Genomic DNA, 26,247 nt, shown 5'->3' with positions numbered 1-26,247 from the left:
CTTTACTCCAGGGAAGCCCCTTGTGCAATCCAATCCCCCAAGGTTTTTCTTTCTGCTTCCGTCATTTGGGTGGCATTGCCTTGCGGCATGCTTTGGGTGCTGACGGCACGGGCTCTGATGCGCTCTGTTCTTGCTTTGATTTGTTCGGGTGTATCCATGGCTACGCCCGCCCGGGGGCTTTGGCCGCCTGCGGCAGAGTGGCACATTGAGCAACGTTGTTGAATGATCTGATTGGCAACAGAAAAGCTTACTTTTTCTGTTGTTGGGCTTCCACTCGCTGGGCTTGCTGAGGGAGAGGCTGTGGATGTGGGCGCTGTTGCATTGTTGCATGCGGCAAACAAAAGCAATGAAAGGCACCCAAGGGACAGAAGCCAAGTTTTCATAGTAAGAGATACTCCTTCAGATCTTGCATTTGCCGGGTATGATAGCACGAGATCCCTACTCGCTTCCAGCACCGAGCCCGTAGAGATAAGCTGCCATGGTGCGGATCCCATTGCGGATTTGACTCATGCGAAAGTTTTCATTGGGGCCATGGTAATGGTCTGACATGAGACTTTGCGCAATCAGCACCAGGGGAGAATTCGGAAAGATTCGCTGGAATTCTGGCAAGGCGCCAATCGAGCCGCCACTGCCTACAATTAACGGACTTTTGCCAAAACCAAATTCGCAGGCTGCTGCAGCGGTTTGCATGGCTGGAGAATCCAGATCTGATTTACAACCCCGCAATTGTCCCCGATCATGCACCTGAATATCAGGATGGCTGGCTTGTAAATGTTTTTCAAGTGCTTTTAAGACCTGGTTTGGGTCCTGTTCTGCCATCAGGCGAAGGGTAAGCTTGGCTTTTACATGGTAGGGCAGAGCTGACTTGATCATGCCTGGCGTGGTCTGTATGCCCTCAAAACCATGAATTTCAAAGGTCGGACGGCACCAGATTCGCTCAATGATTTCGCGTGTGTCTTCAGTATAAAAGCGCGAACCGTGGGTATCCAGATGTAAGCGCTCCAAATTAAACACAGCTGCTGTTTTTTCTAAGGCGGCCTGTTCTTCTGCATTTAAAACAGGGGCGGTGACGTCAGGAATTGTCACCGTTCCGGATTCATCGACACAGGTGGCGAGTGCTTTGACGAGCAGATTGAGTGGGTTTTCAACCACACCCCCTACCATGCCGGAATGTTGATCCTGTGACCCAGAAATCAGCTCTGCTTCTGCCTGCAGCAAGCCACGCAAACGGTAAGTCAAGGCGGGATGATCCCCTTCAAAAATGGTATCGCTGACTAAAATTGAACGGGGTGTTTTTAACTCAGTCTGCATTTTGTCCAAAAACTGACCAAAATGTTTGCTGCCATTTTCTTCCTCTGTTTCGTAAATCAACTGAATATTGGGAAGTGGATAGCCCTTTTCTTTGAGAAAGGCAATGGCATACAAGGTGGTGAGCGCAGGGCCTTTATCATCGGTACTGCCGCGGCCATAAATGCGTTCGTCTTTGAGCAGTGGTTCAAAGGGGCTGCTTTCCCATTGGGGCTCATCAGCCGGTTGTACGTCCATATGGTTATAGATTGTGATCCAGGGGGCTTCTGGATTTTGCTCCAACCAGGCTGTAAAAACAGGCAAGCCCTGAGTTTGAGTGATTTTATAGCTGAAACCGAACTTCGCTGCCATTTTAGCGACGGCTTCCAGTACACGTTGGCAGTCTTCGGCATGCTCTGGAAGTTTCGAGATACTGGGAATGCTCACCAACTCAAACAAATTCTGAACCAGCTCTTCGATCTGGTCTTGGATATAGGCATTCAGTTCTGTCTCAAAGTGATCGGGAAGATGAAGGGGGGGTGGCATAAAGTTTATTCCTCCAGAGGATCAGATAGTTCAGTTTAACTGATTTAAGCGCAGGCTTCGTCATTCTTTCAGTTTTCTGAATTGAAAATGCAGCGCATCAGCAAAGCGTAATGATTGACGAAAGCGCGAAATGGGTGTAGTATAATTTTCAATTGAATAAAATACACTCTTCAGCCTTTCAGATTCAAATCCATTTATTTACAAGGAGCCTCCCTATGAGCGATTTGAGAACTTCGGGACATCTGCCTGTTCAACCCCTTACCACCACTGCCCCCATAACGACACCGATTCAAAAAGAAATCTCTGAATCTCCCCAAGATAGCCAACCTGTTTCCAAACCTGAAGCCTTTCAAGATCTTAAGTCTTCAAACCACGTCGCCACTGAACAGGATTTACAGAGCCTGCAATCGTCAATTTTAGAAAAAAGTCCCAGTGAAATATTGAAAACAGCAAAAATACTTCCCGATATTCTTCTGCATGAAAACCTGTCCTCAGAGCTGGCACCGAAACCCAGCAACGAACAATTGATGCAGATCTCAAAAGATACCAGCCAACCACTGGAAGTTCGACTTCAAGCTTTGAGCCAGCTCGATACGACTTCAGATCCCCATCTGCGCGAAAATTCAATTAAATTGTTCCGCAACCAGAACAAAGCTGAATTGCAAACTATTCACGCCCATTTTACAGGGCAGATGCACCATTTGCAGAATGAGTTTCAGGCCCATAAAAGCCTGTTGTCAAAGCTTCCTGAATGTCAGCCATCCATTGAAAAAATCAATGGCTATGAGCAGGAGTTAAGCAAATTAAACCTGGCATTGGGACAGGCTTTTGCCCGTGGTGAAGATCTCAGCGCTTTGACTGATCGCATTGCAACCCTGAGACAGAAAATCAACAGTGTGCGCGAGGAACTCCTGGTGAGTTTGCCTGCCAATGCACGTTCGGGGCAAAAGTTTGCCTTGGAGAGCTATTTGAAGCTTCAGGACCAGATTCATCAAATTCAAACCCAGACGCAACGTTTGGATTTGCTCTTAAGATCCCCGGCATTTCCTGTCTCTGGTATGGAATTATTAAGCCGCGATCCCTTGCCTACCTCAAAAACAGTTCAAGAAGCCAAAGACAATGCTTTTTACCTTGAACTGGATCAATTTCAGGTCAAAACACCTGGAGATGTCTCGCGCTTGGTTGCGAAAATCACGAACCATACGAAATGGAATCTAGACAGCAATGAGGGATTTGAACATTTTTTTCACAAGGTTTTGGGGCGAGATGGCCTCAAAGTGATGCCACATGCCTTGCGCGGTCAATTGCTGGCGGAACTCTATAAAGCGGGTGTCGGCCACCCGGATTTGGTCGTGCATTTTATCATGAACAACGCGCGGAATTTGACGGATAAACCTGATCGCGCACTCTTGCAACGACCCGAAGTGAAGTCTACGCATATCTATCAAGCTGCAAAAATGGGGGTTTTAAACGAAGCCTTAACCCGTTTAAAAACGACGCATACGGCCGTAGAGCTGATTTCTGTTTTAAAAAACCGGACGGATCTCGATGTCCAAATTTTGGGAAATGGAACGACCCAACTGGATTTGACGGCCTGCAAAAATTTGCATGAAGTTTTAACGGATAAACATGCTGGCCCCAATCTATTGACTTCAGTGGATCTGCGCAACACCTTCCTTCAAAGCATCAAAAGTGAAGGTTTAAATACTGAAATCTTAGAGGGCAATGACGCTCAAAAGATGTTCAACCTGCTCTTTAAGGCTTTGGTGACAGGTTCAGATGAGGGCTTAAAAGAAAGTGCGCCGAAACTGCATGCCCTATTGGAAGAGATGAAGTCTCAAAATATTTCGCCAGCGGTTCCGCCTTTGGCGCGTCTGTATTTTGAAATTCAGGCCCATCCTCAAAAGGACACGATCATTCAAGATTTGAAAGCAACTCCCAGCTTGAAGTTTGATGCGATTCTCGATTCTCGAAATTTACCAGATATGGCAAAGGTCATGCTGCTTGATGAGGCTTTGCGTTTAAACCGTCCTGAATTGCTGAAAGATCAAGTGGAGCTGAAAGCCCTTTTTGAAAAGCTTCAGGCCCACCCTGCGCAGGACTTGCTCTGCAAGGCCCTCAAGAATATCCCGGTCAATGAGCATGAAATTGAAACTCGGATTTTAGAGCGTTCTGAAGCTGTGGCTTTAAAAGCCTATGAACCTGTTTTGGATATGAAAATGATTGAGCCTGAGTTTGGTCGGTTTGAGGATTTTCATAATAATTTAAAAGAAAAAGCCAGACCTCAGGGATTGAATGAAGGCCATCATGTCAAAGCGTTTCAAGAAATCCAAAACCGCCTCAGTCCAGCGTTCTTTAAGCAATTAGACGCTGTGAAAAATATTTCTGATCCGCTTGCTCAAAAAGAGGCGGCTCAAGAACTCTTGAAGCAATTGAATCTGCGGCGACAGGAAGATCGCATGGAGAACTTCTTTATGGAGTATATTTTGCAGGATATTGCTGATGATTGTCAGCAAAGAAACGAAGTGAATCAACAATTTCAAGAATTATTGAGTCTGGATCAACCCTTAACAGGCTCTGATTTACGCAATCTTTCCAAATTGGTGGGAAGCAATCTAGCCTATTACAGCCAGGCCTTGGCGGAAATGAATCCCAAAGCGCCCAAATCTTTATTGCAGATTTTTTCTGAGGTTCAGGTGCGTGGTGGAGAAATGGGAATCACCCGTTTGGGTGAAACCAAACCGGCTCCAAAATTTGAAGTCAATCAGGGTTTAAAAGATGTATTGTCACAAGTGAAAGGAGCCTCCTTAGAAAAAGGCAAAGTGCATGAGTTTTTTCAGGCTGTTCAAGTTCAGGGAGGGCAACCTCAAAACCGTGAATGGGCCTTGAATCTTGAAATTATCCGCCATTCTCTGGCCCAAGTGCCCCAGGATGATAGAGCGACCCGGGATCAACTCACCCTGCGGGCTTTGAGTTACCTTACCCGTTTTGCCAGTATTCCCAACCCGAAAGACTTAGGCGTGCAGACCACCCCCTTGCAGAAACCCCTGACAGATTATCACCGTGCCAATGGCAATCCTTTGGTAAAAAAATACCGTGAGACTTTGGCCCAGCACTTGGGCGTACATGCTGAAAATATTCAGGCGGTTACAGACAACCGGGTGCTCGAAGTTTTGAAGCGTGATTTGCGCATGACCGGTCATCATCAGGTGGTGGATGCCTTTGACCCGAAAATTTCGAGTGACGATCAGGGGAAATTACTGAAAAACCTTGTCAAAACAGTTGTCTCAGGAGATGATAAGAGCTCTTTCTTTGTGGATATCTCCCCCATTCTGGCCCATAATTTCAAAGGGGGCAGTCAGGATGAGAATTTTGTCAAAGACTATATTGCCACCTCTCGCCAGTTTGTAAGTGATGTCATTTCCAGTACGGCTGAAGAAGTTGCTTTGGACCAATATAAGCAGGCTCATCCTGAAGATCAGCGGGATGAGAAAGAAATTCGCAAAACGGTGCTTGAAAGCCCCGATTATTTGAAAATGAAACAAGACTTAAATGAGCGTGTGGTCTTGGGAGGCACTTTGAATATTGGCAATCAAAGTGTTTTATATACAGCACCTTTGGACACTGATTTTAGCAGTTTGCAACCTGAAGAGCGTAAATTGAGTTCTGATGCCAGTACAGAATTTAAAAACCTGGTTTATCACAGCGGGTTTACTGTTGGACCCCAGCAGATGCTTGAAAATTGGATTCAACTCAGTGACCTCGACAGCATCATGGGCAGTATGGAAATTTCGGGGGCAGGCATTCAGTTTCCAGATACTTCTGGAAAATTGGAAAAAATCTCCAAGTTTGATGATTTACTGAATCACGCTACCTTTAAGAGCTTTGAAAATCTTAAAACTGAAAATAAACCCTATCTACAAATTTTGCCCTCGGCTACCGCCAGTTTATTGAAGGGCTTAAATGAAACGGATCTTCAACGGGTTTTTCAGGAAAAAGGTTTGGGAGATCTGTATCAGCTGTCGGCCAATCGCATTCTTTCCTCCATGGAGCAGATCACGGCAAACAAGGATCATTTCAATCAGGTTTTGGATCATATTCAATTGATTCATGAGGAAATTTCTACATTGCTTGCGATTGCCCAACCCCATCAGCTTGAAGATTTCAATGCGATGATGCGTAAAAATACAGATTTGATGCCCTCTGAGTTTAACCCGGAAATTCAACCCGAATTCTATCTGAAAAATTCAGGCATGCGCGGGCTGGCGACTGTCTTTACAGGGGTAGAAAGTTTAAAAGGAACTGGCAAACTCAATATTGCCGTTCAAAATGATACCTATTATGAGTCGGCCTTTGTGATCACTGGGGACAAAGAACACAGTACCTTAGGCAACCGTGAACATACCCTTTTCAGTTTGGATGGCGATAAGGTAGATGAAACCGCTCAGAGCATGAAAACGAAACTGAACAGCGAAAAACTGGATCTTTATCTCTGTGAATTTCACCACAATATTTCCTATAGTAAAACCAGTTACCATATGGAAAATCTGACTGAGCAAGTGGATAAACTCTTTGCTGAAGAGATGGTGTCTGACCACTTTACCGTGGCAATCGACAATACGATTGCCAAGACAGATGGGCAGGAGTTCAAAGACTTTTTAAAACACAATGAGAAGCGGATTTCAGAAGGCAAATTAAATATTGTCTTCTACCGCAGCGCGCAAAAATTCGATATGTTGGGCATGGATAATTTTAATGGGGGCGTGATGTCCGTGATTAATAATGGCAAGGATTTTAAAGCCTTTAATACCCAGATGCAATCCTCTGAAGGCCGTGAAGATCACCTGTCTGATATGAATATTCAGGGCTTCAGTCATTTTGAGAAATATGCGCAAAAAGAATTGAATGCCTATCGCTCAGGTATTATGAAAGCTGCCAGCAATATGGCCAATCCGGATTCTGGCTCACCCTTGGCTTTCCCCAAAGCCATGTACCATGCTTCGGGTGACGATATGTCCAATCCAAATGCGCTCTTGAAAATTGCGGCGAATACGGATCCTTCTGCCGTTTTCCTGGATTTAAGCTGCCCACTCTATGAGGTAGACAGCCAGGGCGCAAATGATTTCCTGCAACAATTGCAGGCCAATCTGATACGGAGAAACCGTGAAAAACCAGAGGATTTCCCACTTTCAAACCGTGCAAGCTTTGGCTTTCCCCACTCCAATATTTCTCTGATTGGGGGATCGAAGTTCCGTTTTAATCCTGGCCTTGAAAGCGAAGAAACCCTTAAAAATTTCCAAGCGCATTTTATTAAATTGAATGAAATGATGTTGGAAGCCTTTCATGGCGCACCCAATGAGCAATTGCGTGCTTCGGCTGTCAAAGCGGTACTGACCAGTACGGGAGACAAGCTTTTGAAATTGCGTGATCAGGTCAAAGAACTGGAAGACAAGCGTGAACCTGTTTCTCAGGAATTACACCTTGAATTGGCAACAACCTATTTGAATTGGCAACAACCTATTTGAATTGCCGTAACCATCAGCAAGTACAGGCACAAATTCTCCTGATCGAAGCATCGCCGCGTTCAGAGCAAGTTCAAAAAGAATTGGACCTGCTCAAGGCAAAGCTTAAATCCGATCAGATGGAAATACAAATCACTGCACTTGAAAAGGCCAATCAAGCTGTTCCTGATCACTTGCTTCTCGAGCGTGCGGTGGCGGAAATGGCCCAGGGGCACAGGGGCAATGCAAGGTTTGATTTGGCAAAAATAGATTATGCCCATCTCGACCAAACAGGAAAAAATACCTATCGGGATTTGAAATTGGCTTTGGAAAACTAATCGCGATCGCTGGCAGTGGGAGGCTTATGTCTTCCACTGCAACCATTTGAGATAGTTGGTATAGCGTTGGTGTAAATATTTTAATTTGATGGCATCCTCATAGGTCGAGGCAGACAGAGGGCCCGCTTGGCTGAAGGATTCAAGCAGGATTTCGATTTCATGCATGCGTTGGCGCACCTCTGGATCGGTAACGCCCTCCAAACCTTGAGCAAAAGCTGCCGAAAGTCTGGCGACAGGATCATTGGTTTCCAATTCTTGGCGATCATAGGCCAAACAGGCCAAGTCAAACAGTTTCCGCAACCAGCTGATTTTGTCTACGCGGTAGACCTGGTGTCCGGGTTGTTCAAAAAACAAAGCTTCTGGGTTTTGAATGAGTTTGTCATGAAGTACAAAGGGCAGTATCTGGCGAACATCTTCCAATTCGACCTCTGAATTGCCTCGGAACCAGGCCATGGCTTTGCAAAAGAGGATCAGGGTCAAAAGGGCCCTGACAGACAAACCATTCAAGGTTTGCGCACCCAAAGCCAAAAGGGGGTCGGGGTGAATTTCCTGGGCCAGCAGGTAGCGGGGATCCAGGGCAGAAAGACGGAGCGTGTCTTTTGTTTTATATTCAAATTGCTCGCCTGCTGGGCCACAGTATTCAAACTGACTGGCGAAAAATTCAATTCGGCGTTGTACCTGATAAGGAATCGAAACCTGAAGTACCTGCTGATAGAGTTGATCCATTTCCTGATTTGAGAAAATGATTTCAGAGGGGACGACTTCTTCAGGGAGAATATCATTTTCTACTCTGAGTATTAAATCCCCCAAAAAACGGCTGCTGAAATGCAGGGTTTTGACGACAATATCGATGCGGTCGCGCAAGGCTTCGATAACTTGGTAGGTGCCGCCGCCTTCTTCTGCATTGGCTGTTAGAAACCAGGCCGATTCAGGACATTCATAGATTTGATCAAAAACTTCAGCGTAATTGTCCCCCATCACGGTTAATAGGGCTGATTGGGTACGGGTGGGAATTCGATTGTACTCATCGATAATTTTGACCCGCATGCCCAGCCATTTACGCCAGGCAATCTGAATTTCATCCATATTTCGGGCTTCGATCAAATGGGCAGGCAAGGGGTTGCCCAAGAGATCGGCGATGGTCATTTGGGGTTGCCCGTGTTGAATTGCGCGACGTACCTCCTGTACGGGGTAGCCCGCTAAAACTCCCATTAAGACAGCACTTGCTGTTTTTCCTCGGCCAGGCCCTCCAATCAGCAGGCATTTGCGCCTGACCGCAAAATTGAGCAAGGGCAAAAGTACAAAGCTGGAATAACTTTGATCTGAAGGGAGATGAAGCCATTGATCGCCAAAGGAGAAGCTTTTGCGGGGGCCATCGTGGTATTCAATATCGTAATAGGGGCTGATAATCGCATGGTTGACAATCCAAAAATAGGCTTGCCTCAGTTTTTCTGCCAAACCCAAAGCAACGGGGGCCGTGATCGGGGGATTGCCGAGACCCTCATAAAAAGGAGCGCCTTCTTTACGCTCAGTTTGAAGATGGGGATTTGTAGGGGATTTTGAAACCTTTTGAAAATAGCGGATTGTATTGTCCATGCCTGCTCCTGTTCTTTCAGTATAGCCCAAATACTGGTTTTTCCTGTAGTAGCAGGTTCTGTTTTCTTTTGCAGGCACCTTGACTCCCCGATTTGGTATGCTTTACTCAGTGCCAGATCTATCCTTTGGTTTGATTGGAACCACGGATTGAATCTGAACCCCGATGAAGAGGTGATAAACGGTGACTTTAGCGACCATGGCCTTAGAAGTGCAAGGACAGCACTTTCAAGTGGTAACCCCTGATGAAAACCCCTATGTACAGAAGTTTAAACAGGTGTATCGTGATCGAGCGGGGTATGAGTATGAAGCCGTGCTCTCAGCACTCTTAAAAATAGTGCTTTTGGAGATTTCTGAGCCTGTTTACTTCGATTTGGGTGCTTTTATTGGCTATTTTACTTTTTGGCCAGCAAAATTATTGGGGCCAAACAGAAAAGTTTACGCCATAGAAAGCAATCCTGAACATATTGAAATTTTGAAACAAGGCCTTGAACTCAATCAACTCCAGAATGTTGAAATCCTTCACAGTGCGCTTTCAGATAAAGTAGAAACCCTGCGAATTTTAAATAACAGTGTTTCCGCGATTGGCAATCCAGGTGGCCAAGAGATTCAGTCTGAAAGTTTGGATCAGCTTTGTCAACGACTGAACTTAAGCCCGAATGTGATCAAAATGGATATTCATGGTTTTGAAGGCAAAGTTTTGCAGGGGATGAAAACCATTCTGCAAGACAGTTTAGAATTTTTGTTCTTGGAACTGCATCCCAATGTCTATCTTGAAAAATTCACGCCCGGCATCACCCGGGGCATGATCTTGGATCAATTGGAAGCTGCAGGTTTTAGCAATTATTATGTGGCAGGTCACCGCTACAGTTGGTCAGATGGCATGCAGCGCTTTTTTGAAACAGGAAAGTTTGCCTACCAAGCGATCACCCCTGAAAACAGAGGCTTGATACTCTTTGACCGACACAATCAAATTTTGATAGTATCCAGCAAAAGACCCTTGGAGTCGCTGATCGGGCCCAGTATCATTGACCCCAGTACAGAATAGGTTCAAGCAGGTGCAGGTTTATCAGGATTTTGATTTGGAATCGTTCAGTGTCATGCGCTTTCAAGCAGATTTGCTTGAAAAGGGCGCTTTGCTCTTTCGGGGTTCTCAGCAAAAGCTTGAAGATTTTCTGCGTTTTTCAGCGCGCATGAGCGATCGCTTTTTGGCCCTGTCTTCTGAGCAGGGCATGGGAGCCATTGGGGCAAATTTTAACCGAACACCTGTCGCAGACTTCGACAATTTGTTTCACGTAACTGGAAAGCGTCAAGGTTTTGCGTTGCCCTTGCATGGGGAAGGTTATTTTCATTTTAAGCAGCCCCCGACTTTGCTCTGGTTTTATTGTGCCCAGCCTGCTGAAGAAAAGGGCCAGACCTTTCTGTGTGATGGCGGGCTGCTCTATGAGTCTCTGCCGTTTGAAATTCAGGCGGGCTTGCTGGCCCAAGACCTGGTTTATACCCGGCAGCACACGTCTGAAGTGTGGCAAAAGCTTTATCGTACAGAAGAACTGGCTGAAGTTGCAAAATTTTGTAATCAACGGGGGATCGACCTCTGCGAAGTGGAGGGGGGAGATGTACTTACGCGTTTTCAAAGTCCTGCCCTGCAAAAAAGAGCTGGACGCTATTTTTTTGTCAACAATCTCCTGCCTTTTGCCTTGCGCCAGCTTCAAACGCCTGATCTCACCCGTGCCAGAGTCGCTTTGACCAATGGTGAAGCGCTGCCTGAGAATTGGGTTTTGACGATTCAGGCCCAGGCAAGACAATTGCAATTGAAAATAGATTGGCAAAAAGGAGATTTTCTCGCCGTGGACAATACCCGTTTTTTGCATGGCCGTGACCCCATCGACGACCCGCAAAGGGAACTCTATTTGCGTTTGGGTTATGCTGATTTTATTTCTATGGCCAATGGATGACCTCTCAGATGCCTGAAAAGAAACCATTTTCAATTTTGTTGACAAGTATGGGCAGTCTCTTGGGGCAGAATATGCTGGATACACTGGAGGGTCGCCGTGACGGTCTGCGTATCATTGGACTGAACAGCGTTGCTGAAAATCCACGCAATTTTCGAGCGGATCTCACCTATCTGGTGCCCGTGCTTCAGGACCCAGCCTTTTTTGACCATTTTATGCAGATCTTCGAGTTTGAGAGCCCCGATCTGATCCTCGCTGGGCGGGATGACGATGTGCTTTTTTTAACCCGATTAAAGGAAGCACGGGCGGATTTGGCTGATAAAATTCCCTATGGGACTTCTGCCTGTGTTGAAATAATGCAGAGTAAACTCAAAAGCTTTCAATTTTCGCAGTTATATAGCCTGGATTTTGTGCCCTCGTTCAGTCTTGAGCCTGATTTCTCCTGGTCTGCCCTGGAAAAATTTGTCGAAACAGAGGGTTTTCCTTTGATTCTTAAACCCTTGGAGGGTTTTGGCTCCCATGGCGTCTATATTATTACAGAGCAAACACAGCTTCAAGTTTTAAAACAGGCGCAAGAACCACTTCTGTTGCAACCTTATTTAGATCCTCCTGCTGATCTTTCCGATTTTGTTTCTGCCTATCAATGGGCGATGCCCTTGTTTTTTCAAATTCCCGACGAAAATCAATATGCTTATCAAACCGTGATTTCACCTGCCGGTGAATTGGGGCCAGAATTTGCGATTCGGGCTCAAATGGTGCTGGGGAGAGTAGAGAAAATTGAACGCTGTTTAGACAACTCGCTGCTATCTTTGGGACGAAAATCTGCCCAGGTTTTTCGTGATCAGGGTTGGAGAGGTTCCTTTAATCTTCAGGCCAAGCAAGACAAAGAGGGAAAATGGAAGGTCTTTGAGTTCAGCCCGCGTATGACAGGCAGTTTATCGGCGCGGCGTCTCTTGGGGTTTGATGAAATGGGCTGTCTTTTGCAATTCTTTTATCCCGAACTTGAGTTTCAGGCAGAGTCTTTTCAAGCACAAAGTCAGGGGTTGGTCATGCGCTCACTTACCGATGGTTATATTGCCTATCAGGATGTGGAGAGATTAAGAACTGAAAAAAAATGGAGGAAATAATTATTATCAGCCCACCGTTCGGGTTCAAAATCTGACGGAAGGGCAATCCCGCAATGACCAAGAGATGAACCGCTCGAAAATCAGAAAATATCTACCTGAGTAGCATTTTGCTGAAGGATATCAGATGACCGCTGTCTTATTCAAAGCAGCTTAGAATTGCAAAGCTGAATTTAAATCCCCTGTAGCATCTGATGGGAGTATGTTAAACTAAAAAACAGTTCGGGATGTAGCGCAGCTTGGTAGCGCACCTCGCTTGGGACGAGGGGGTCGCAGGTTCGAATCCTGTCATCCCGATTTTTTAATGGATTTATATGCTTTCCCCTGATTTTCAATTTGATTGGACCTTGGCCGCTGAATGTGAATTTTCTGGCCTGGGGCTTCATTCTGGTCAGTTTTCTAAACTTCGGGTATTGCCTTCACAAACGCCAGGAATTTTTGTTCTATCTGAAAACAAACCTCAGCGTATCTCTGTTTCTCAGGTCACCTCAACTCAATATTGTACCTGTCTTGCTTTTCCGGATTTTCAGATTCAAACCGTGGAACACCTTTTGGCTGCACTTTGGGGGGCTGGTATCTCAAGTGCTTTACTGGTCTTGGAAGGGAGCGAAGTTCCGATTTTGGACGGAAGCGCGCAACCTTTTCTTGAGCGGTTTATTCAGGTGGGACGCAAGCAACTTCCCAGTTTACGGGCTGTTTTTCAGCCCAAGGCAGGCCAGTGGGGCCATCAAGAGGCTTGGATCCGTTGGCAGCCTGCTGAAAAATTGAGTCTTCACTATACCGTGGATTATGCGGGGCCTCCAGCTCTTCAGCAAAGCTATGACTTTGAATTTGAACCGCTTGCCTTTCAGCAAAAAATTGCGCCTGCCCGAACCTTTGTTTACAGGCGGGAAGTCGAAGCGCTTTGGCAGGCAGGTTTGGCCCAGGGTGGAAGCCAGGAGAATGCCCTGGTGATTGAAGAGCAGATTTCTCAGCCCGATTGGCGTTTTCAAAATGAACCCGTCCGTCATAAAATCTTAGATTTGTTGGGTGATTTGGTATTGGCTGGTGAATTTCCTCTGGCAAGGATTGAAGCCTTTCGGACAGGGCATCAGGCCCATGTTACAATGGTGAAACTTTGGTCTGGAAGTTGAAACGTGGAAGAACAAGCATCCCAAAATTTACCTGTGCTGAATATCTTAGAGATTCAGCGTATTTTGCCGCACCGCTACCCCTTTTTATTGCTCGATCGGGTGATTTCCTGTGAAACGGGAAAACGGGCTGTAGGAATAAAAAATGTCAGTGCCAACGAACCTTTTTTTCAAGGACATTTTCCAAAACATCCGATCATGCCCGGTGTCTTGATTATTGAAGCCATGGCGCAATTGGGAGGTGTTTTACTTTTACAGCTTGCACCCCCTGGCGAAAAACTGGCTTTGTTGACGGGGGTTGATAAGGTACGCTTTCGCCGTCCTGTGATGCCAGGTGATCAATTGCGTCTTGAAGCCGAAATTTTGAAAATTCATGGCAATATGGGAAAAATTAAAACACTTGCCTCTGTGGAGGGCCAAGGGGTCTCAGAGGGTGAACTGCTTTTTTGCCTGAGTGATTACGATGCTGTTCCCTGAAGTGACCAGGATTTCTGCGCATATTCATCCCAGCGCTGTGATTGATCCCAGCGCACGGCTTGCACCAGATGTGGAGATTGGGCCTTTTGCTGTGATTGGCAGGGAAAGCCAGATTGGTGCCGGGTCGAGAATTGCGGCCCATGCTGTGATTGGCGACTATACTATTTTGGGGGAAGATTGCAGAGTCTCAGCCTATGCCGTGGTGGGATCTCCTTCCCAGGATTTGAAACATCGGGAATCGGATATCAGCTGGTTAAAAATAGGGCGTGGCAATCGGATTCGTGAGTTTGTCACCATCAATCGGGCCACTGCAGCCGGCTCCTTTACTCAAATTGGAGATGAAAATCTTTTCATGGCCTATGCGCATGTGGCCCATGACTGTCAGTTGGGGAACCGTATCGTATTGGCGAATGGAGCAACCTTGGGGGGGCATGTGGAAATTGCGGATGATGTTGTGATTGGAGCCATGAGCGGTATTCATCAATTTGTCAGAATTGGCCGCTTAAGTATGGTCGGGGCGATGTCACGGGTTTGTCAGGATGTGCCGCCCTTTCTGATGGCGGTGGGCTCTCCCCCCCGAGTCTATGGCTTAAACAGTGTAGGCCTGCGTCGCCAAAACTTTTCAACGCAGAGCCGTCAGCAATTGAAACAGGCTTTTCAACTGATTTATCGAAAGAATCTGGCTGTTGCGCATGCTTTGGAACAGCTTGACGAAATCGACAGATTGCCGGAACTTAACGAGTTTTTAGACTTTATTCGTCATTCTCAGCGTGGGCTCGTAGGCTTGACGCAACCGGATTACCGTACTTCTTTTTAAGGCTGCGATCGGGTGCTTTTGCCGGTCATCTGTTATGATGAGAGAGTTTAGACAAACGCAGGTAGAGAGACCAGGGGAGCTTCGTGGAACGCATTGATTTCCAGGAAAAAATTGAGTTAACGGAACTGGATTCTTTAGAGCAGACGCTTCCGCCCCAGGGAAGTTCTGCTATGGCAGAACTTCAGGAAGCCTGGCGACTTCATTCTCCTTATCAAATCAAGGAAACGCTGACGAGCAGTCCCCAAGGCGAGATTCAGCTGGCCCAGGAGCTTCGTTTGCAACGTCTGGTAGCGCTTAAGCGTTTGCCTTTGGAAAAGTCCTTGCTACCCCAGGCGCTTAAGCGCTTTCTCAATGAGGCCCAGATCACAGCGCAACTCAATCACCCTTATATTGTGCCGGTTTACCAGTTGGAATACAGTCCCGAGGGTGTTTTCTATACCATGAAACCTGTGGTTGGAGAAAGCCTGAAAGCACTGCTTCAAAGAGCACGTAAGCTCAGTGAAACAGGCCAGGTCTTTCCTCCAGACTTGAGCTTTCCCATTTTGCTAGAGCATTTTCTGAAGGTCTGTGATGCTGTTGATTATGCCCATTGTCGGGGTGTGGTTCATCGGGATTTGAAGCCAGCCAATATCATGATCGGGCCTTTTCATGAGGTCTATGTCATGGATTGGGGGGTGGCCTGTTTGTGTGATACCCTCCAGGTCTCAGAACCTCAACCTTCAAGTGCAAAGACGCTTTCTGGCTTGGATTTGGAAAGCACGCAGGAATCCCCCGTCATGGGAACACCCCGCTATCTTTCGCCGGAACAGGCCGCTGAAAAGCCCTCAAAAGCGGATCCCCGCTCTGATCTCTATAGCTTGGGACTTATTTTGCAGGAAATGCTCACCCTGAAGCCGGCCTATGCAGGCGACACGCTGGAGACACTGATTGCGCAGGCCCGTCAGGCCCAACGTGAAAGCTTGAAAAAATCGCCCTTTCCAATCAGCCCTTCACTGAAGGCTATCCTCGAGAAAGCTACCCGCTTAGAACCTGCCCAACGCTATACTTCTGTCGCTGAATTCGCAGAGGATTTGCGCCGATATCAACGCCGAGAAGCGGTATTAGCGGCCCCTGAAACATTTTTGCAAAAATCGGGGCGCTGGATTTATAGCCAACGCAAAGCCATTCTGATCGGGGTCGTGCTGATGATTGCTTTAAGCGCAATCATCAGCACGGCTTTGCTTTTTCAGCGCAGACAGATGTTGTTATTAGCGCATCAGCGTGAAGAAAAATTGTATACCTTTTTCAATCAGGTCAACCAGCAAAGCCAGAATATAGATAGCCAATTTCTTCAGATTGAAACCTGGCTGGAAGGACTGTCTAAAACCGTCATCTATTATTTGGAAGCAGGGAAACCCAGCTCAGAGCCTTACTATCTGACTTCAAATTTTCATCCCCCTGATTTGCAGGCTTCTTCTTTTTATCGCGGCCCGACCAGTATCGACTGGCCGATCTGGGCGATTGCCTGGAATGTTCAAGAAAATGCTGTCGAGGAAAAAATCAAACAAATCATTCCCTTGCGAACGGGTTTTAAGCGCTTGTTTTTGCGCAGTGCCGGGGATACTCTGCCCACAGATCCTGCTTTGCAGCGCCAATTGATTGCAGAGCAGGGGGGCGCAGTGGTTTGGGCGACGGTTGTTTTAAAAGAAGGTGTTTTGGTGTATTATCCCGGCAAAGGGCATTATGAACCGCACTATGATCCGCGTACGCGCCCCTACTATAAATTGGCAGATCACCGATGGGGCCGGCATTGGGGAAATCCCTATATAGATGGGGCAGGAATGGGGTTGATTTTGCCTGTCTCAAAGGGCTTGTTCAATTCAAAACATGCGTTTTTAGGGACTGCGACTTTGGAAATGCGTTTTGACTATTTGATTCAGTCTTTGCTTTCAATGACGGATGTGCCTGCCGTAGAACAAGCTTATCTGGTTGATGAGCAGGGGCGAGTGGTGGTTCATTCGGGCCAACAGAACCGTTCTTTTCCGGGCAAAATCTTTCCTGACCTGAAGCTTCCTCTTTTTGAAGTGGAAAGTGTTCGCAAGGCCCTCTTAAAATCAGAGCATGGGTTTGAAGTTCTGGATCAAGGCCGGAGCCTTTATGTCTATACGCGACTGGCCAATGGCTGGAACTATGTGGTTCGGGCCAATCGCATCCAACTATTGGGTGAGGGAAGCTAAGTGGACTTAGAAGATCTGCGCAAAAGACTTCCTTTTGCTTTGGCGAAGCAGTTAGAGAGCCTTTATGCTGACTTTTTACGCCACACCCCCAAGGGCGATACTTCCGCATTTCTGGAGTGGTTAAAGGAGCGCAAACTGGTCGATCAGGCAAGCTTTAGACGGGGAACCGATCAACTTGAATTGAGCAATTTAGATCAAACCCTGGAAATGAAGGCGACAGAACAGGCCAAAGGGCTTGAAAACCAAAGCTTGGAACGCTACCAGGCTTTGGGTGTGATTGGAGAGGGCTCTGTGGGACAAATTCTCAGCATGCAGGATCGCCATTTGCGCAGACAGGTGGCTGTGAAACAACTGCGCTCAGAGTGGTTGGGACAACCCGAAGTGCTTTCGAGGTTTTTAAATGAAGCGCAAATCATGGCTCAACTCGATCATCCTGCAATTGTTCCAGTTTACAGCCTTGAGATTCAACCTCAGGGGCAATTGGCTTATGCCATGAAATGGGTTAAAGGCAAAACCTTAAAGGAATGTATCCGTGAAGAGCGTTTGAAACCCGAAAAAAATAAGCAAAACACTGAACGTTTGCTTGATTATTTCCTGAAGGTTTGTGATGCCTTGGATTATGCCCACAGTCGGGGAGTGATTCATCGCGATCTAAAACCTGCGAATATTATGATTGGCCCTTACCATGAGGTGTATGTGATGGATTGGGGGATTGCCCGCAGGGTTCGCGATCTGGATCAGGAATTGGATCAAGAACTTGCTGAAAAAATTGCGCCAGACCAGGGAGAGCCATTGTTGGAAAGAACGCAAATGGGGCAGGTTTTGGGAACGCCCCGGTATATGTCGCCACAACAGGCGGCTGCCCGCAATGACGAATTGGATGGCCGTACCGATCAGTTCTCATTGGGTTTGATTTTATATGAGATTCTCACACTTCGCCCAGCTTTTCAAGCCAAGCACTCCTTTGAACTTTTGCAAAAAGTGCTTCAGGCTGAATTGGAACCGATTCCTGAAAAATTGCCCTCTGAATTGCTGGCTATTCTTGCAAAAGCCACGGCCCTTAAGCCCTCCGACCGTTACCCTTCTGTGCGTGAGTTTGCTGAGGATTTGCGTTGCTATTTGCGTGGAGAGGCTGTTTTGGCGCGTCCTGATACGCGTTTTCAGAAGGTTTTACGTTGGATTGGAAACCGGCCCTTGACCAGTTTTAGTTTGGCGGTAGGGCTGGGGGTTCTCTGTCTGATGGGCTTAAGTTTCAGTTTTTATCAACAGCAGCAGACCACGCTGCAAATCCAGGCCAGAGAGCGGCAGCTTGCACCTGCTCTCAGTACCTGGGCCCGGCACAGTCAGAATCTCAGTCGAAAACTCTATGCCCAGGAAACACTCTTGGAGGGCTTTGCCGCTCCAGCAATTGCAGCCTTGGAAAATATTCCAGAACAAAACTCTCAAGGGGTATTGGAGGGCTTAAAACCTCTTTTGGCCCAAACTTTGGCAGAAAGTGCAGCTCCGCAAAAGCCTTTCCTCAGGGGTCAAGCCTTTGCCGAGAGCCTGGTCAGCCCCCAAACGCCCTTGTACAGAGCGGGTTGGATTTTGAAGACAGGAAGGGCGATTGTTTTCCCTGAATCCTTGGAAAAAATTCAGGCTCCCCAAATTTCTGAATTGAAGCAAACGAAAATCCAATGGGCTGTTTTGCCCGAACAGGCAGGACTTCGAGCGAGTCTTGTCTTGCGGTTAAAAGGCACAGAGGTATTGGGGACTGCCTTTGCCGATCTGCGTTTTTCCAAGCTTCAGGATTGGTTGGGGGCCACCCCGTTAAAGGCGCTTAAAGCTGCCTATTTAATGGATCTGACGGGGAAGATTTTAGTGGCTTCCCCGAAAGCGCCTCTGGAATTGCCTGAACGCTTGAGCCTTGAACAATTGCGGGCTTCAGGCTTGAAGATTTCAGGCGAGACGCTGATGATTTGGAATCCCCTGCCCCAGGGGTTCATTTGCCTGGCTGTGGCTGATCTGAAAGCCATTTTGAAGGCTCCCATTTGAGCAGCATCACAGTTTTGCTGTGAGCCAGATAATTCTATTTTGTTCTCAATTTGAATATACTCAAAATATCTCCAAAAGGGATAGCAAAAGGCCTGACAGAACTTCTCCCCCCCGTCTCTGTCGGGCTTTTTGCTTGATTTTATTTTTTCCAGAAATCGGGAATAAACAAGACGATGGCGGTATAAATTTCAAGCCTTCCCAATAACATGCAAAAGACAAGCAGCCACTTGGCCAAATCAGGCAAATGATGATAATTATGGGCAGCACCGACCCGGGCTAGGCCTGGCCCCACATTGCCCAAACTTGAGATCACGGCGGAAATGGAAGTGATCAGATCGACTCCCATGGCAGCCAGTGTAAGAGTTGAAAAGAGAATCATCAGATTGAAAATCGCGAAAAAAGCCAAGACGCTGCGAATGACATCTCTGCTGATGGGATGGCCTGAAAGCTTTAACGAAATCACGGCTCTGGGATGAATAATCATTGCCAATTCACGCAAGGTATATTTGATCAGAATGATCAAACGAACGGTTTTACAGCCGCCAGCTGTTGAGCCGGCCATGCCTCCCAATAACATCAGGGTAAGCAGGAGGGCCTGTGAAAAGACAGGCCAATTTTCCCAATTGGCAGAACTGAATCCCGTGGTGGTCATTATACTGGCCATTTGAAAGGCACCGTGTCGGAAGGCTTCTGATGCGCTGCTATAGGTTCCGCTGAGCAGCAGATTAAATACCAATAAAAGTACGGCCAGAGCAGAAATGGCTGAGTAGACTCTGAATTCAGGATCTTTTAAAACAGGTTTGAATTGTTTACGGGTGATTTTATAGAGCAGTACAAAGTTCATTCCCCCCAACATCATAAACACGGTAATGATCCAATCGACCCAGGCACTGTGAAAATGTTCTACGGAGATATTTTGGGGTGAAAATCCGCCAGTAGAGAGGGTAGTGAAAGAGTGGCAGACGGCATTGTAGAAATCCATGCCAGCGAACATCAGGGCGGTGATCTCGAGCGCAGTCAGGCCGGCATAAACCAACCAGAGATGTTTCGCCGTTTCGCTGATCCGTGGAGTGACCTTGTCGACAGAAACCCCCGGAACTTCGGCTTTGAAAAGTTGCAACCCCCCCACGCCCAAAAGGGGCAAAATGGCTACAGAGAGAAGAATAATTCCCATACCTCCCAACCATTGCGTTTCTGCCCGCCAAAGCAATAGACTGCGTGGGAAAATTTCAATTTCGGTCATTACGCTTGCACCCGTGGTAGTAAAACCAGACATGGCCTCAAAATAGGCTTCTGTAATTGCCGAAAACCAATTTCCTCCTGCCTGCGGGAATACACCACCAAGTAAATAGGGCAAAGCACCCAAACCTGCAATTCCCAGCCAGGCAAAGGTCACAATAAAACAGGCTTCCCTTTGTTTTAAACAATGGGGATTGAAGTTTTTTCTGAACAGCAAATAAAGCAGGCCCCCTGAAGTCAGTCCGACCCCCATGCTGCTCAAAAGCGCATAAAAGGCTTTCCATTCCTGGTACCAGATAGAGGTACCAAGGGGAAGGAAGAGTGAGAGGCTGCTAAAAGCTAAAATCAAGCCAATTACATAGAGAACGCTTTGCCAGTGTAGGATAAATGAATTGCGAGAGTGTGCCATGGGGTTTTTCCAGGAATATTCAACGACCCTCACTGTACTATGCTTGCTTCCTCACTGTCCAGAAGACTGTTATCCCTATCTGAGGGGTGTTACAATACGCTCACCAAAATCGTGGGGATAAAGCATGCGGATTGTGATTATCGGCGCGGGAGAAGTCGGACGCTATCTGGCCAAAGGACTTTCCAGTGAAGCCAAAGACGTCATTATCATCGATCGGAATGAACAGCGGTTGATAACCTTGCAGGAACAACTGGATGTGCAAACCGTGCATGGCGATGGCAGCAGTTTGGATGTGTTGCGTCGGGCGGGTGCAGATCGTGCCGATATCCTGATTGCTGTAACAGATAGCGATGAGGGCAATATGATGGCCTGTGTGGTTTCGCGTGTTTATTTCAGTATTCCCCGTGTGATTGCCCGTATCCGCAATGCAGAATATACGGCGCCTCCGATCTTAAATAAACTGAGTATCGATATGGCCATCAGCCCTGAAAAAGAAGCGGCTGAGCATATTGTCAGATTGATTCATACCCCAGGGGCTTCAGAGGTACTTGATTTTGAGCAGGGAAAAGTATTGTTGGTGGGCTATAAGGTCGATGAAGACTCTGATCTCTTGCACCGACCCTTGAAGGATTTAAGTGGTTTAAGAGAAGCCTCTGTGCTTTTGGCTGCCATTCTACGTGATGAACGGGTTCAGATTCCCCGGGGTGAAGATCAGCTTCGCGTTGGCGATACGGTCTATGCTGTGGCTCCCCGTTCCCAGATTGGCTATTTGAGTAAGCTCTTTCATACCGATGGCCAGGAAGTTCAACGTGTCATGATTATCGGCGGCAGTATGATAGGAACCCTATTGGCTCGCCAATTGGAAAGCGAAGGGCTTCAGGTCAAGCTGATTGAGCCCAGCATTCAACGCTGTCATATTTTGTCAGAAGCTCTGGATCAGACAGTGGTTCTGCACGGGGATCCCACCCATATTGATTTTTTAACTGAAGAAAATATCGAAGATATGGATGTCTGTGTCGCTGTTTCAGACGATGAACAGACCAATATTCTCGTTTCTCTTTTGGCCAAACGTTTGGGCACCCGGCGGATTATTTGTGCAGTGACCAAGTCAGAATATATTCCCATTGCCACCTCTGTGGGGATTGATGCGGTGATCAGTCCCCGTTTGTCTGCCGCCAGTGCGATGTTGCGCTTTATTCGAGCCGGCAGTGTGCTTTCGGTGGGAACTTTGCGAGACTCAGAGGCAGAAGCCATGGAAGTGGTGGCACAGGCGACCTCGAGTATCGTTAACCGTCCGATTGCAGAGCTGGATTTTCCAAAGGATGCCATCATCGCGGCGATTATTCGCGAAAATCAAATTATTATTCCCCAGGGAAACGATATGATCATTCCGGGGGACAGGGTCATTCTCTTTACCTTGGCCAAAGCCGTTCGCAAAGTCGAAAAGTCTCTGCAGATTCAGGGAGGCCGGGGTACCCGGAGTTTGGGCTAATGTTTTCAGCTTCTTTTCCTACTTCTGATATACCTGTGACCAACCAGCAGCTTGCTATCCTGCGAGAGACCCTTCAGCGTGCGCCTGAACGGGAAGAAAATTGGATCAACTTGGGAAACCTCCTCTTTCAGATGGGTGAATATCAAGAGGCGATTCAGCTTCTACAGGAGGGGGCTCGAAAACACGAAAACTCAGCCCCTTTGAAATACAATTTGGGCTATATGCTGGAAGGCCTGCAACAGTGGCCGATTTCTATTTTGTGTTATCAGGCGGCCCTGGAATTGAACCCTCAGTTTTTTGAGGCTTGGTTTCGATTGGGGGAAGTTTTTCGCCAAACCAACCGTCATACCGAGGCTGTACAGGTATTTCAGCGCGCTTTTAAATTGAAACCGGACTATTTACCCTGTCTACAGCGTATTGTTGAGCAGTTGACCCTGTGTGGTGATTCTCTGGCGGTGATTCAGGCCGCTGAGCTTTTTTTAAAGGAGGACTTGGAAACCTCTGCCTGGTATTTGGGTTTGAATGCCGAAACGCAAAAATATTTGAGTACTTGGATTCCCCGTTTGGAAGGCCTGCAGATTTTTAGTTTTTTTTGTCGTGAAGAAATCGATACACCTGCTCTGATGGGGGCGATTCGCGATTTTTCCCGTCGACATGCTGAAAAACATTATCCTGAAAACTTGCCAGATCGCGATCTCAATCCTGAACGCAAATTGAGAATTGGCTATCTTTCCAATGAGTTTCATTCCGAGTCCTTTTATCAATTGCATGCTTTGCTCTTTCAAAATCAAAACCGTGAGAAGTTTGAATATTTTGCCTACGCCGATTGTCCTACGGCCAGTGTCACGGCTGAAACCCTGCGCGAGTATTTTCATTCCTGGCAGGAAGTTGCAAGCCTAGATGATGAGGCGCTTTTTAAGCTTTTGTCAGAAGATCAACTGGATCTGTTGGTGGATATGAGTGGGCTGGCCAATCCTGGACGTTTGCCTGTGTTGGCACGAAAACCAGTTCCACTTTTACTGATTTCGGGCTCAAACCCACCTTTTACCTCAGGTTTAAAGGTGGCTGACTGGCTTTTTAGTGATCCGGTTTTAACACCACCAGACATAGCCGAACTGTATCCCGAAAAAATCTGGCCAAGCGATTGTTTTTTGCATTGGACTTTGCCTGAAATACCTTATGAATCAGGTCTTCCACCTGTTTTTGAGAGGGGCTATATTACCTTTGGTTCTGCCAATTCCATCAATAAACTTTCAGGGCGCTGTCTTGAACTCTGGGCCCAGATTCTGAAGCAAGTTCCCCAGTCCAGACTGTGTTTAAAGACCTTCGCTTTGGATGATCCTGTGCTTTGTCAGGAATTACAGGCCTGGTTTTTACGGCAGGGCTTGAATCCCGAACGGTTGATGCTTTTGGGTACCCTGCCAGAACAGCCGCATCTGCCCATGTTTTATGGCCAGATTGACATTGCTTTGGATCCCTTTCCCTATAATGGAGGACTTACCAGTTTTGAAGCGCTTTGGATGGGGGTCCCTGTGATCAGTTTGGCCGGTGAACGGCGGGTAGGGCAGAGTGTCTTAACTGCTTTGGGGTTCTCGGAGTGGGTTGCCCAGAACCCGCAAGCCTATTTGCAAAAGGCAGTTAATTTGGCGCAGGATCCTGCACAATTGAAAGCCTTGCGGCTATCCCTTAGGCCCCAAATTGAACAATCTGTGCTTTGTGACGGGGTGGCTTTTGCCCGTGAACGTGAAACCGCTTACCGTGAGATCTGGCGAAAATACTGTTTGGCTTCAGAGCAAAACCAGATTTAGTCGGCGTTCCACTCGACCATGCAATTTTCAGTTTCCCAGATGCGCACCCAATTGCAACGAATTCCCGCTTGGAACTGATTCAGTTTTTCAAAAAAATAGCGGGCCAGTTCTTCGGCGGTGGGGTTATGGGTTTGAAAATAGGGGTGCTCGTTCAAACAACTGTGGTCAAATTCCATTAAGATGCGTTTGACGAGAGAAAAGTCCATCAACATGCCATTTTCATCGAGAGTGGCGCCACTCATGCTAACCCGGATTTTCCAATTGTGCCCATGCATATTGAGGCAGCCCCGTGACTCGGGACAGCCAACGCCGCGCAATTGATGGGCGGTTGATGAAATGACTTCGCGTACAACTGTAATCATAAAACTAATTTAACACAGGCCGCTGCTGAAGGAGAGAGGATACCCTTATTTGATTGACATGGGCCCTGTATTCTTCCTAGAATACCCCCATGTTTAATGAGAAGTTCATCTGAAACGATGCCAGTCCACCCTCCTCGTTCCAATCGCCTCATCTCTTTACTGAAACCATACTATGGCTTGGTTTTGCTGCTGATTGCCCTGACCGTTTTCAGCAATGGTCTGAATTTGGTTCTGCCCCGCTTCATTCAAGTGGCGATTGATGCCGTGGTTCAGGATAAATTTGTGATATCCCAACATCTCTTGCCTTTTCTTTGGGTTTCTTTGTTGATTTTTTTTCTGGCGAGTGCTCAAAACCTGATTCAGGTTTATGCTTCTGAACGGGTGGCCTTTGATTTGCGCCAAAAACTTTCACTTGCCGTTTCAATTCAATCCTATCCTGAGCTGCAAAAAATAACCCCTTCAAAACTGTTGACGCATTTGACTTCAGATATTGATGCGATCAAAGTCTTTGTCTCCATGGCGATCTCCTCTTTGGTTTCTTCGCTGCTCTTGATCGTGGGGGCCAGTGGGTTGCTTTTAAGTCTGCACTGGCAATTGGGCTTGGCCATTTTAGCGCTGATTCCCTTGATTGTTTTGGTTTTTTATCTGGTCTTTTCAAAGGTGAGACATTTGTTTCGTAAAAGCCAGGAGATCATTGACCGTTTGAATCGGGTGATTCGTGAAGGCATTGTCGGGGCACCCCAAATTCGTGTACTGCATGCTGAGGTTACAAGTACAGCGCGTTTTGACCTGGCCAGCGATGCTGCTCGCAACAACAGCCTGCGTATTTTGCGTCTTTTTGCCTCCCTCATCCCTGTGATTAGTTTTATTTCAGGTTTGGGCAGCCTGATCATTCTTCTGCTGGGGGGGCATTTTGCGATACTTGGCAGTTTAAGTCTGGGAAAATTAGCGGCTTTTAACGCCTATTTGGCCATGCTGATCTTTCCGATTATGCTGCTGGGATTTATGAGCAATTTAATTGCCCGTTCTTCGGCCTCCTATGCTCGAATTTCAAGTCTTTTGAACTCTAGCCAGGAGCAGCGGTCAGATTTGGAACAACCTGAACTCAGAGGCGCACTTGCCGTGCGTGACCTCAGTTTCAGCCATTCTGGGCGTCAGATTTTGAACCCCCTGAGCTTTGATTTGCCTGCGGGGAGCCGTACGGCTATTTTAGGCCCTACCGCAGCTGGAAAATCTACTTTACTGGCCTTGTTGACAGGATTGTTTCTGCCTGAGTCTGGTGAAGTGCTTTATGATGGCATCCCCCTTCAGAAAATCGAACCTGGAACGCTTTACCCACAGGTGGGTATGGTTTTTCAGGACAGTGCGCTGTTTAATATGAGTTTGCGCGAAAATATTGCCTTTAGCCGCCAGGTCAGTGAGCAAGAACTGCAAAAAGCGATCGAAACAGCCGAACTAACGCAACTCATCTCCAGTTTGCCCCAGGGTTTGGAAACCCAGGTTTCTGAACGCGGCTTGAATCTCTCGGGGGGACAAAAGCAGCGGATGATATTGGCGCGGGCTTTGGCTCAAAATCCGCGTATTTTGCTCTTGGATGATTTTACGGCCCGTGTAGACGCCCGGACTGAGGAGCTGATTCTGGGGAATCTGAAACGCAATTATCCTGAATTGACTTTGGTTTCAATTACTCAGAAAATTGAACCGATTCAAAACTATGATCAAATTCTACTGATGATGGAAGGGCAATTATTGGCGCAAGGTACCCATGCCGAGTTAATGCGCAGCTCCTCTGAGTATATGCAGATTTATCAATCTCAGCGCAGTACCCAAACCTTTGAAATGGAGGGGGGCGCGTCAACGACCCCGGCCTAAAGGCCAGAGCTTGTAACTAACCAAAGGAGATGTTCCCTTGAGTCGCTACA

General features: G+C 47.1%; 18 protein-coding genes and 1 tRNA gene. 14 read left to right on the top strand and 5 right to left on the bottom strand.

What is annotated here, in order from left to right; genetic code table 11:
- Nucleotides 1-2: 2 nt before the first annotated feature.
- Nucleotides 3-383 carry a hypothetical protein gene (locus COW20_20560; protein PIW45325.1) on the bottom strand — a complete coding sequence of 127 codons (381 nt, stop codon included), beginning with the start codon at nt 381-383 and terminating at the stop codon, nt 3-5.
- Nucleotides 384-438: 55 nt separating this feature from the next.
- Entirely contained in the window at nt 439-1,833 is a 1,395-nt protein-coding gene (locus COW20_20555) for a hypothetical protein (protein PIW45324.1), read from the bottom strand.
- Nucleotides 1,834-2,048: 215 nt separating this feature from the next.
- Between COW20_20555 and COW20_20550 the strand changes: the two genes are divergently transcribed.
- Nucleotides 2,049-7,358 (top strand): hypothetical protein, encoded by a 5,310-nt coding sequence (locus tag COW20_20550; GenBank protein ID PIW45323.1) that lies wholly within the window; start codon nt 2,049-2,051, stop codon nt 7,356-7,358.
- The gene (locus tag COW20_20545; protein ID PIW45322.1) at nt 7,340-7,672 is read left to right on the top strand and encodes a hypothetical protein; all 333 of its coding nucleotides are present in this window, start codon (nt 7,340-7,342) and stop codon (nt 7,670-7,672) included. The genes COW20_20550 and COW20_20545 overlap by 19 nt, the downstream gene beginning before the upstream one ends.
- A gap of 24 nt (nt 7,673-7,696) precedes the next feature.
- Here COW20_20545 and COW20_20540 read toward each other — a convergent pair whose 3' ends face one another.
- Nucleotides 7,697-9,268, bottom strand: a complete 1,572-nt coding sequence (locus COW20_20540) for an ATPase (GenBank protein PIW45321.1) — start codon at nt 9,266-9,268, stop codon at nt 7,697-7,699.
- Between the two features lie 196 nt (nt 9,269-9,464).
- Between COW20_20540 and COW20_20535 the strand changes: the two genes are divergently transcribed.
- The 9 genes from COW20_20535 to COW20_20495 all read left to right on the top strand — a co-directional run bounded on the left by COW20_20535 (nt 9,465) and on the right by COW20_20495 (nt 19,015).
- The gene (locus tag COW20_20535) at nt 9,465-10,313 is read left to right on the top strand and encodes a hypothetical protein (protein PIW45320.1); all 849 of its coding nucleotides are present in this window, start codon (nt 9,465-9,467) and stop codon (nt 10,311-10,313) included.
- A 10-nt stretch (nt 10,314-10,323) separates the two neighbouring features.
- Nucleotides 10,324-11,220: a hypothetical protein gene (locus COW20_20530; GenBank protein PIW45319.1), complete on the top strand. Its 897-nt coding sequence runs from the start codon at nt 10,324-10,326 to the stop codon at nt 11,218-11,220.
- Between the two features lie 8 nt (nt 11,221-11,228).
- Nucleotides 11,229-12,344 carry a hypothetical protein gene (locus tag COW20_20525; protein PIW45318.1) on the top strand — a complete coding sequence of 372 codons (1,116 nt, stop codon included), beginning with the start codon at nt 11,229-11,231 and terminating at the stop codon, nt 12,342-12,344.
- A gap of 220 nt (nt 12,345-12,564) precedes the next feature.
- A tRNA-Pro gene (locus COW20_20520) sits at nt 12,565-12,638 on the top strand.
- A gap of 17 nt (nt 12,639-12,655) precedes the next feature.
- Nucleotides 12,656-13,474 carry a UDP-3-O-[3-hydroxymyristoyl] N-acetylglucosamine deacetylase gene (lpxC, locus tag COW20_20515; protein ID PIW45317.1) on the top strand — a complete coding sequence of 273 codons (819 nt, stop codon included), beginning with the start codon at nt 12,656-12,658 and terminating at the stop codon, nt 13,472-13,474.
- Between the two features lie 33 nt (nt 13,475-13,507).
- Complete coding sequence (fabZ, locus tag COW20_20510) at nt 13,508-13,948, top strand: 3-hydroxyacyl-[acyl-carrier-protein] dehydratase FabZ (GenBank protein PIW45387.1); 441 nt, start codon at nt 13,508-13,510, stop codon at nt 13,946-13,948.
- Nucleotides 13,935-14,765, top strand: a complete 831-nt coding sequence (locus tag COW20_20505) for an acyl-[acyl-carrier-protein]--UDP-N-acetylglucosamine O-acyltransferase (GenBank protein ID PIW45316.1) — start codon at nt 13,935-13,937, stop codon at nt 14,763-14,765. Before fabZ ends, COW20_20505 begins: the two co-directional genes overlap by 14 nt.
- 83 nt (nt 14,766-14,848) lie before the next feature.
- The gene (locus tag COW20_20500) at nt 14,849-16,981 is read left to right on the top strand and encodes a hypothetical protein (protein PIW45315.1); all 2,133 of its coding nucleotides are present in this window, start codon (nt 14,849-14,851) and stop codon (nt 16,979-16,981) included.
- Nucleotides 16,982-19,015: a hypothetical protein gene (locus tag COW20_20495; protein ID PIW45314.1), complete on the top strand. Its 2,034-nt coding sequence runs from the start codon at nt 16,982-16,984 to the stop codon at nt 19,013-19,015. It begins immediately after the preceding gene.
- A 139-nt stretch (nt 19,016-19,154) separates the two neighbouring features.
- On the opposite strand, the gene COW20_20490 is transcribed toward COW20_20495, so the two are convergent.
- A complete protein-coding gene (locus tag COW20_20490; protein PIW45313.1) occupies nt 19,155-20,663 on the bottom strand; it encodes a potassium transporter in 1,509 nt (502 codons plus the stop codon).
- A 124-nt stretch (nt 20,664-20,787) separates the two neighbouring features.
- Between COW20_20490 and COW20_20485 the strand changes: the two genes are divergently transcribed.
- Both COW20_20485 and COW20_20480 read left to right on the top strand, forming a co-directional pair.
- Nucleotides 20,788-22,155 carry a Trk system potassium transporter TrkA gene (locus COW20_20485; protein PIW45312.1) on the top strand — a complete coding sequence of 456 codons (1,368 nt, stop codon included), beginning with the start codon at nt 20,788-20,790 and terminating at the stop codon, nt 22,153-22,155.
- Nucleotides 22,155-23,963: a hypothetical protein gene (locus tag COW20_20480; protein PIW45311.1), complete on the top strand. Its 1,809-nt coding sequence runs from the start codon at nt 22,155-22,157 to the stop codon at nt 23,961-23,963. The genes COW20_20485 and COW20_20480 overlap by 1 nt, the downstream gene beginning before the upstream one ends.
- On the opposite strand, the gene COW20_20475 is transcribed toward COW20_20480, so the two are convergent.
- Nucleotides 23,960-24,325 (bottom strand): 6-carboxytetrahydropterin synthase QueD, encoded by a 366-nt coding sequence (locus COW20_20475; GenBank protein ID PIW45310.1) that lies wholly within the window; start codon nt 24,323-24,325, stop codon nt 23,960-23,962. The genes COW20_20480 and COW20_20475 overlap by 4 nt on opposite strands.
- 117 nt (nt 24,326-24,442) lie before the next feature.
- Between COW20_20475 and COW20_20470 the strand changes: the two genes are divergently transcribed.
- Complete coding sequence (locus COW20_20470) at nt 24,443-26,197, top strand: ABC transporter ATP-binding protein (GenBank protein PIW45309.1); 1,755 nt, start codon at nt 24,443-24,445, stop codon at nt 26,195-26,197.
- Nucleotides 26,198-26,247: the final 50 nt, after the last annotated feature.

The sequence above is a fragment of the bacterium (Candidatus Blackallbacteria) CG13_big_fil_rev_8_21_14_2_50_49_14 genome, from assembly GCA_002783405.1.
Classification (GTDB): domain Bacteria; phylum Cyanobacteriota; class Sericytochromatia; order UBA7694; family UBA7694.
This window is presented reverse-complemented; position numbering and strand designations above follow the sequence as displayed.

Coding starts and splice junctions, on each gene's coding strand:
- lpxC (PIW45317.1), top strand. CDS start 12,656: ATGCTTTCCCCTGATTTTCAATTTGATTGGACCTTGGCCGCTGAATGT.
- COW20_20475 (PIW45310.1), bottom strand. CDS start 24,325: ATGATTACAGTTGTACGCGAAGTCATTTCATCAACCGCCCATCAATTG.
- COW20_20480 (PIW45311.1), top strand. CDS start 22,155: ATGTTTTCAGCTTCTTTTCCTACTTCTGATATACCTGTGACCAACCAG.
- COW20_20535 (PIW45320.1), top strand. CDS start 9,465: ATGGCCTTAGAAGTGCAAGGACAGCACTTTCAAGTGGTAACCCCTGAT.
- COW20_20560 (PIW45325.1), bottom strand. CDS start 383: ATGAAAACTTGGCTTCTGTCCCTTGGGTGCCTTTCATTGCTTTTGTTT.
- COW20_20525 (PIW45318.1), top strand. CDS start 11,229: ATGCCTGAAAAGAAACCATTTTCAATTTTGTTGACAAGTATGGGCAGT.
- COW20_20490 (PIW45313.1), bottom strand. CDS start 20,663: ATGGCACACTCTCGCAATTCATTTATCCTACACTGGCAAAGCGTTCTC.
- COW20_20540 (PIW45321.1), bottom strand. CDS start 9,268: ATGGACAATACAATCCGCTATTTTCAAAAGGTTTCAAAATCCCCTACA.
- COW20_20485 (PIW45312.1), top strand. CDS start 20,788: ATGCGGATTGTGATTATCGGCGCGGGAGAAGTCGGACGCTATCTGGCC.
- COW20_20470 (PIW45309.1), top strand. CDS start 24,443: ATGCCAGTCCACCCTCCTCGTTCCAATCGCCTCATCTCTTTACTGAAA.
- COW20_20555 (PIW45324.1), bottom strand. CDS start 1,833: ATGCCACCCCCCCTTCATCTTCCCGATCACTTTGAGACAGAACTGAAT.
- COW20_20550 (PIW45323.1), top strand. CDS start 2,049: ATGAGCGATTTGAGAACTTCGGGACATCTGCCTGTTCAACCCCTTACC.
- COW20_20505 (PIW45316.1), top strand. CDS start 13,935: ATGCTGTTCCCTGAAGTGACCAGGATTTCTGCGCATATTCATCCCAGC.